Origin of the sequence: Paenibacillus ihuae, assembly GCF_001368795.1 — a bacterium.
GTDB classification, from domain to species: domain Bacteria; phylum Bacillota; class Bacilli; order Paenibacillales; family Paenibacillaceae; genus Paenibacillus_AQ; species Paenibacillus_AQ ihuae.
This window is the reverse complement of sequence record NZ_LN831198.1, coordinates 229,935-238,488: the sequence shown is the minus strand read 5'-3', so window position 1 is coordinate 238,488 and position 8,554 is coordinate 229,935. Positions and strand designations below refer to the sequence as shown.

Sequence of the window (8,554 nt, the reverse complement as noted above, 5' to 3'; positions counted from 1 at the left end):
CATTGATGGCCAGCAAATGGGTCTGTTCAGAAATATTGCGGATGGAGCCGACCAGCCGGAATATGCCTTCATTCTTGCGGTTCAGTTCTTCTACCGTCTCCATGGACTGAGATACAGCCTCTGCGATCTGGCCCATCTGCGCCACTGAGCTATCCATCAGCTGTCTGCCCCGGTCACCTTTGGAACGAACCTGCTCAGAGTGAAGCAGCAGCTCATTTCCTTTTCCGGCAATGTCTCCGATCAGCCTGTTCAGGTCATCGACAGCTTTGGAGGCATCCACCGCGGCTTCCGCCTGGCTTCCTGACGCTTTGGCCAGTTCCTCCATGGTAAGGGCAATCTGGCTGCTTCCTTCCTTCGTACCCGAAACCGTGCGTACCAGTTCTTCCCCTTGGCTGGCGATAATCCCAGAGACATGGCGGATCTGGTTAACGATCTCCAGAAGTGTGCGGTTCGTCTCATTTACCGTTTTCGCCAGCAGGCCAATCTCATCCTCATTAACGATAAAAGTATCCTCTGAGGTCAAATCACCGCCTGCAATCCGCTGCAAATGGGCGGTTACTTTCTTAAGCGGGTTAATCATCGTCTTGCGGATCACCATATTGATTAGGCCTATGACCACCAGTACCAGCACAATGATCACAATATTTATTGTAATCGAGGTATGGAACGTTTGAACGGAATGACTCCCCTCTTGCCTAGCTTCCTTCTGGCTGTAGTCTACGAGTGCACCTAAATCGGTCTGCATGGCATTGAAGGCGGCTATTCCTTTTTGGGAAACCTCAAGTGCAAGATCCTCATCCCCTGAGCTGCTGAGCTTAATCGCCTGATTATTGATGGTCATATATTCTTCCCATTTATCACCCAGCGCTGTCAGTTGCTGCAGCCGTGTTTTGTCGCTAACTGACTGCCTGTAGCTCTTCATCGCATCCGCTGCTTTTCGGATAAACTGACTCCGCTGTTCTTCCAGCTTTGTTTTTTCTGCACTGTCAGTAGTCAAAATATGCTGCATGCTCAGAGCCATAATATGCTCCATGTAATAATTGATCTTATGTACCTGATCCAGTGCAGGAATCACATTCTCCACAATATTGCCCGTGTTCTTCTGCATGATGTTCATTTGATAGAGGGAAGCCCCCCCAATAATTAAAACCAATATCGCTAAGGCCACGTAGCCTGAAGCTATCTTTACACCAATGCTCCTGTTGCTGTTAGCAATAACATTCTTTATTCCACTCCCATGCTTTCGTACAGATTCCTTCAATTCCTTTAGTTTCCGATTTTGTCCCATATAGGTGCCCCCTCTATTTTCCGAAAACCTTACATGTAATTCATATCGATTGCTTTCATTTTTCACAAAAGGGCAAAACGATGGATTACACTCTATATTTCGGCAGATTCCAGGGATATATTTAGGCGATGTAAGGTATTTAATCGGGACTCATTCATTTGCTGCAAAAAAAACCGGGACTCTCAACCTAGAGAGCCCCGGGACCTTAAACAAACCGGAATACCTTTACTGCAAAACTTTCACATCATCAATATAAACCGTTGCATTTCCGGCTTCAGAGGGGGTAATCAGCTGAATACCTACAGCATTTACCTGCTTCAGATCATCCAGTGTAAACTCCGCTCCGCTGCTTACGTACACATTGTAGATATCATTGAAGTCAACAGTGAACTCCGTGAACCCTGTTCCGGCTGCCGTCTTCGCCCCGGAATCCAGCCAAACGGTATATCCGCGCAGCTTCAAATACAGTTTGACCTGCACATTAGGATTATCTGATACCACTCTCACTTTGGCGGTAATTCCACTGAAGGAGCTTAGATCCAGATTGGCGGTCTTTGACACTTCAAGTGACGAACCCGCACCCGTCCAAGTGAAATCCAGTCCTAAAGACTGACTGCCTTCCGCATAAACAGCCTTGGATACCGTGGCAGTGCCAGCCGTCGCGGCCCAGCCGTCTGTTCCGCCTTCGAACCCGTAATAGAGGTCAGGAACTGCAGCAGCCAGCGCAATCTCCTGCAGGAACAGGTTCGACGTTCCCCCGCTGTTAGCAATATCTTCAATCTTGATACCGATGGTCTTTACGGCAGTCAGATCTACACCCGCTGCTTCGGCTGCGGCAGGAAGTGAAATCGTCAGTGTCTTATACCCGCTGGAGTCTACCGCTACAGGTGTCCCGCTGTCTGACCATGTCCAGCCAGCTCCCGTCTTAATGAACAGCCGGGCTTTGGCCGTGCCGGCTGACAGCTTAACCTTGGCGTGTATCGTATCCAGCCCGCTCAGATTCAGCTTAACCGGATCAACCGCCAGCTCAAAGGACTGCTTATAGCTGCCGTCTGCATTCTGACCTGTATTGACCAGATCGAACTCCACACCTGCAGCCTGCTCTTCTTCCGAAAACGCCGGAGCCTTCGCTTTGGCGCTGTCCCCGTTTGCTGTTACCCAGCCGGCAATATCTTCAGCGCTGCTGAATTTGTACAGCACACCTGGTGCGTGTCCTCCGGACTCTCCTCCGTCCTCACCGGACAGATCAGGCATTGCCGGATCATACACCGCCTGGATATCGTCAAAATAGAGTGCACCTTCATGCGCCTGGCCGTCCATGGAATTCACATAAAGATTAAAGCTCTGTACTTGCTTCAGTCTTTCCTCGGTCAGTGCACCGCCTTTGCCCCAGCTCATCTCTGTAAGATTCTTAAGGCTCAGGACGACCTTTCCGTTCTGATCCGGGGTGATGACCGGATAAGCTTCGAAGTATCCGCCGTCAATCACAAGCTGGACAACCAGCTTAAGCGGTTTCCCCGTTTCCGCATAGGAGCCGCTGCCATCAGATGCCACCCACAGGCTGATTGCGTTATAAGCAGACCAGTCGAGCGAGCCAAGGCTTTTCCCAACCCCGGCATATTTCTGGCTGTTCAGGCTGTACTGCAGCTTCATGCCGTAGCTTCCGGAATTTTTGCGTTCGGTGCTTAAGGCAGCGCTGATATCATCACCGCCGGCTTTTGGATACTTAGCCGCAAGTGCCTCGCTGCTGGAGCCATAGGATTCAAAATCATCCACCAGCGCATTGTCGGCCACCGGCGCTGTGTAGCTGTTATATAGACCGATATCGTCTACGTAAACCGGAAGCATGCCTTCCGAGACAAGTCCGCTGCCAACAATGGAGATCGCCAGACCCGTAGCGGCTGCCGATTTCTCAGCATTATCCAACTCTACAACCGCGTCATATTTGTAATACAGGGCACCGTCAACTGTCACTTTCTCCAGAGCGGACAACGCTTTGTAGCTGGAATCCATGCCATACTTGGTGTTCCAGTCCTCAGGCAGCTGCACAACGGTCCGGACCGCAGTATTTCCGGATTCATTTTGCGCCGCTTCGGGAATCAGCACTCCCAGCTTCACCCGGCTGACTTTGGCTAAATTAACACCTTCGAGAGCCGCCGGCGTAAGCTGCAGCTTCAGCTCCTGCCAGGTGTCTTCGGGAGACAGTCCGCCAGAGATGTTGACTGCAAGCTTGCCGTCCCCGGCCAGTACCGCATGCTGAAGCTCCATCTTAATGGTCTCCCCGTTGCCTGCCAGGCCGGACCAGGTGCCATTGTTTTGAATCAGACCGGCATCGGCTGCTGTATTAAAGAGGATTTCTTTTACCAGAGCTTCGTTAATCTTCACAAATACAGAGATGCTCTGTGTAAGCAGCACATTTCCTGTTCCGTATGCCTTTACCGTGATGTCAGCCGTTGTACCGTTCAGGCTTGCTTCCGGCTGCCAGACTGCGGAATAATAACCGTCCGTACCGAGCGTCATTTCGGTCTCGGCAGCAGCCCCCCCTGCAGTGTAGGTAACCTTGGCAGGAATAAAATTCGCCGCCTTGGCGCGGATGACCGTCTTGGCCTCGGTGACCGTACCGACATTATTCGGAGAAACAATATGCAGGAAGGGCTGCTTCGCTGCAGCATTTACTACACGGCTGTATTTATTGTCATTTTTGATATCGCCGGCAAACGCCGAATAAGAATCCTTATAGAAATTGACGAAATCACCCACCAGCTCGTGATCTGCCTTGTTTGGCACATTTTTGTACGGTACATATAAATTATTGCCTTCACCAAAGTTGGCCCAGGTCAGCATATAGGAGATTTTTGCCGCATCCGGGTCTGCCTTGATCGCATTCAGCACCTTGGTGAACCATGCCTGCTCGTTGTTACCGGTGGTCTTCATCCCGGCGGCGCTGTAGCCGTATTCTGAGAGGGTAACAATCTTCCCCTTCGACTGGGCGAGCCCGGAGATCATCTTCAAATCTTTGACAAGCCCGTTCAGAAAAGCCTCAGAGCCGGCATTGTCCTTATTGTCATACTGGTCCATCCCCAGAATATCCACATACTGATCTCCCGGATAGGTAGTTAAATATTCATTTTCATTCCCGTTGAACGAGCCGTTTGGCGAGAATACATACAGGAAGTTGTGTACGCCTTTGACATCCCGCAGGTATTCCACGGTGTATCTGTACAGCTCAGCATATTCACTTTTGGTTGTCGTTGCCGCTCCCCACCAGAACCATCCGCCGTTCTGCTCATGGAACGGACGGAACAGTACCGGAATCAGGCTGCCGTTATCATCCTTCAGGTTGTTGGCAAAATTCGCGATCCGGTCGAGATACGTATTGAAATCAGCATTCTTGTCACCGCCCGGCAGAATCCGCGCAACTACGGATGCTGTTGCCCCCTTAGTGTTCCCTGTATCATTGAAGCTTCCTCCAGTGGCAAAGTTATAAGGATGCGTACTCAGCGTCAAGATGCCGCCAAGCTCATGGGCATGCTTCATTGCTGCAGTAAGCCCTAAGCGGCTGGCTTCATAATTCCCGCTGACTCCAGGAGGCGCTTCATAGCCGTCCAGGGAAAGGGTATCCCAGCCGAATACCGCCGGATAGTCGCCGGTAGAGCTGTATACATCGGAGATTACGCTGCCATTCGTATCTTTGCCGGCTATAGAGACGGTGGTGTCATGCTGATGCCCAAACATCGTCTGCTTGCCGCTCATCTCATCCAGATAAGCAAATAAGGATTTCGTAGCCGGAGTTGCTGCGGTATCCACGATTTGGATTTCCGGCGTTTCGGTTCCGCCTCCACCGCTGCCGCCGGTTCCGCCGGTTCCGTCGCTGCTGCCCGGATTGCTCCCTGCAGTGCTGCCGGCCGTAGTGCCTTCTGCCGAAGCGGCTCCATCCTTCACAGTGTAGCTGCCTTGTGCCAGCGTCTTGCCGTTTAAGCTGACGGAGGAAGCAAGCACCTCAAGTCTGCCGATCGCTCCTTTGCCGCTGACCGCCGTACCCTGGGCATTATTGCCGATTACCGCAGTTGTAATTGTTGCGCCGGATTCGAGTTCTATAATAGAAGCGCTTTCAATCAGCAAACGTCCGATACTCGTATTTCCTTCTGCAACGATACGTACCTTTCCGTCCGGCCGGTTCACTTGGGCAACCGCCAGCTTCGAATTTTTGAAATGAATTGAATTTTCACCGCCGCCGGAGACATACACCGATCCCTGTACGGTTACATTATCCAGCGCAGCTTCACCGCTGCCGATTCCGGGAGCCAAATACAGGTTGCCGGAAACCCTCGTATCCTTCAATACCACTCCGCTGCGGTTCACCAGTACATTGCCGGTAATATCGCCGCCTGTGAATGTTCCAGCCATGTTATAGTAGCCGCTGATCAACCTGTCAATGATACTGACAGCTTCTGCTCGGGTGATCGGACGATCCGGACGGAAAGAGCCGTCGGGATAGCCGTTTATCGTGCCCTTCAGCGCCTGAACAGCTTCTGCAGCGTAGGCACTGATAGCCGCACCATCTGTATATGGCGCTGTAATTCCTCCGTTAGCGGAGGTAAGCGAGAATACAGAGGCCAGGAGCACTGCAGCATCCTGACGGGTTACCTGTGTATCCGCTTTCGCTTTATTATCCGGGAACCCTTTATAATAACCTGCCTGCTTCGCTATGGCTAAATCCCTGAAATACCAGGCTCCGGCAGGCACATCCGAGAACGGGGTTCCCGAAGGTGTGCTGAACCCGAACAGCTTATTGATGATGCTTGCCAGCTCGGCACGGGTAACTTGATTATCCGGCTTGAAGGACCCGTCAGGATAGCCCTGAATGACGCCGTTCCCGCGCCACTTCCCAATGCTCTCTTTCGCCCAATGCGTATCCAGCTTCTCCTGTGCGTTACTGCCGGCAAGTGCCGGTGCAGCCAGTGAAAACAGCATGATGGCCGTCAGGAATAGCAGGAAACTCTTTTTAAATTTCTTCACTACCTCATCCTCCTTTTGTGTAAGTGCTTTCAAATTAATAAATCACACCAATAACTTCTTGGTAATAGTAGCACTAAAATAATAATTAAACAATAACTTTTTATAAAACAATAATCGTTGCAGTTAAAAATATAAAAAATTTAAGATAAGTTGTATTTCGATAAAACCCTTATAAATAAGGGTTTATTATGATCAATAACATCAACTTCGATTATATCGTGTAATTCCAAAGGCCCCGTTTTAGCAATAACAAAATAATAACAAAAACACAATATAAGACCAGAAAACTAAAACCAGCACCAGAAAAGAAAAGCCAAGACCAGAAAAAACAGAAAAAAACCGGAACCCTTAACGGGTCCGGTTCGGTTTTCTAATCCAAATCGTAAATCGATCCTACCTTCAAACCATACAGCTCATTGTATATTTTCTCGGCGAACGCATCCGTCATCCCGGCGATATAATCAATCACCATATGCTCCCAGGTCCAGATCGGCTTGGCCTGCCGCTGATCCTTCTCGAAGCGCTGCAGCCAGTCGCTCGGAATGATCGCCTTCGAGGTTTCCGGATCATTGAACGCTCCCCATAGCCGCCGCAAAATCCACTCGCTGCGTTTTTGCAGGCGCTGCACGCGCAGATCACGGATCATGGTGACCCAGGCGAAGCTTTTGAGCACACTGACCGTCCGCAGCATGTCCTCGTCCTCTTTGCCATCCTTGATAAAGGTAACCTTCTTCCAGTCTCCGTCATGGATAACTCCCAGACTGGCGACAAAGGTGCTGACCCAGTAAGCTTTAACTTCACGGCGGGTGCGGGAATAATCATTTTCGCAGGTTGGCATCTTTTCCATCCAGACCCGAAGGAAATCACTTAATACTTCTTCGACTTTCGTATGGATGGCCTCGGGCTTCCAGCCATTCCAGAAGGAATCCTCCAGCGTCGTGATTTTCTCTACGATCAGCCGCTGAATGTAGGCATCATGCATGAAATGTTCATGCACCTCGATTTTACCCGCCTTAATCCCGTCCTCCAGATCATGCGCAGAGTAGGCGATATCATCACACAGATCCATGAGCTGGGCTTCCAGCGTCTTCTTGCCTGCGGGAACCCCCCACGCCTCGCGGATCTCCGAAATGTAGTTCCATTCGGACAGATACATTCCTTTCTTAAGCACCGTGCCGGGAAACGGATATTTGTTGATCCCAAGCAGCACGGCATCCGAAAGATTCAGGCCGTCTATATTCTCGCGCTTCTCAAGAAACATAATCAGACGGAAGTTATGCGCATTACCTTCAAAATGCTCATACTGCCTTTTCATATTCCCGTGGATGATCTGCTCCTGTACCGGACCCGCGCCTGACTTCAGCGCTTCTTCAGCCGCCTTCTTAGCAATGAGCTGCTCCAAAATATTATCGAGCACCTCTTCCCCTTTGTGCCCAAACGGCGGGTGCCCAAAATCATGGGCGATCGCGGCACATTCTACCACCTCCGGATCAATGACCAGGCCCGGATTATCCGCTTGTCCTGTCTCCACTTCCGGGTAGGAGCGCAGAAGGCTTTTAGCCGCTTCCCGGGCGATTTGCGCTACCTCCAGCGAATGGGTAAGCCGCGTCCGGTAATAATCGCCGGTTCCGGCGCCGAACACCTGTGATTTACCTTGCAGCCGGCGAAAAGTCGGCGAATGGATCAGGCGTGAATAATCACGCTCATAAGCGGCTCGTGACGTTTCCAGACGGGTAATTTCCGGATATTGCCGATGCTCTCTTTTCTCAATAAGTGTCATATCCGCTGCCCCTAACCTGTTTCTGTATTTAGTACTACATTATAAGTCATTTCCCGCAAAACTTTCACTCAAAAATAGAAATATACATTCCTTCCGGTACATAGTGAATATTTCTCCGCAGTCCTGGTGCATTCTAAAGTAAAAAAAGCCCGCTTCTCCATAGGCGGGTCCGGGTTGGAGTGAAGACACCCATGAAAACAAGCTGCCGTATTTCCGCCGTGACACTCACTGCACTGGTGCTGCTGCTCGGCTGCTCAAGCCCGCTGCTGGCCCGTTCAGATGTCAAAAACCGCTATTATTATGAGCAGAAGGGGGATATGATCTGGGAAGTGCCAACCAGTCAAAAGGTGATCGCCTTAACCTTCGACGACGGTCCAGATCCGACGGAAACCACTCAAATTCTCAATGTGCTGCATGATTTCAACGCCAAATGCACCTTCTTTGCCATCGGCAAAAAAATCGCTGCT

General features: G+C 50.6%; 4 protein-coding genes. 1 reads left to right on the top strand and 3 read right to left on the bottom strand.

The window, feature by feature from the left end:
- The 3 genes from AQR02_RS01015 to AQR02_RS01005 form a co-directional block, all read right to left on the bottom strand.
- Positions 1-1,288: methyl-accepting chemotaxis protein (locus AQR02_RS01015; protein WP_082451536.1), on the bottom strand; the 1,288-nt coding region annotated here is incomplete at its 3' end.
- 225 nt (positions 1,289-1,513) lie between these two features.
- On the bottom strand, positions 1,514-6,307 hold the full coding sequence (locus AQR02_RS01010; RefSeq protein WP_054939000.1) for a glycosyl hydrolase: 4,794 nt from the start codon (positions 6,305-6,307) through the stop codon (positions 1,514-1,516).
- A 370-nt stretch (positions 6,308-6,677) separates the two neighbouring features.
- Positions 6,678-8,087, bottom strand: a complete 1,410-nt coding sequence (locus AQR02_RS01005; protein WP_054938999.1) for a deoxyguanosinetriphosphate triphosphohydrolase family protein — start codon at positions 8,085-8,087, stop codon at positions 6,678-6,680.
- Between the two features lie 191 nt (positions 8,088-8,278).
- On the opposite strand from AQR02_RS01005, the gene AQR02_RS33300 reads away from it, so the two are divergent.
- Positions 8,279-8,554 (top strand): polysaccharide deacetylase family protein (locus tag AQR02_RS33300; RefSeq protein ID WP_245237022.1); only part of this gene is annotated, 276 nt, incomplete at its 3' end.

Coding starts and splice junctions, on each gene's coding strand:
- AQR02_RS01005 (WP_054938999.1), bottom strand. CDS start 8,087: ATGACACTTATTGAGAAAAGAGAGCATCGGCAATATCCGGAAATTACC.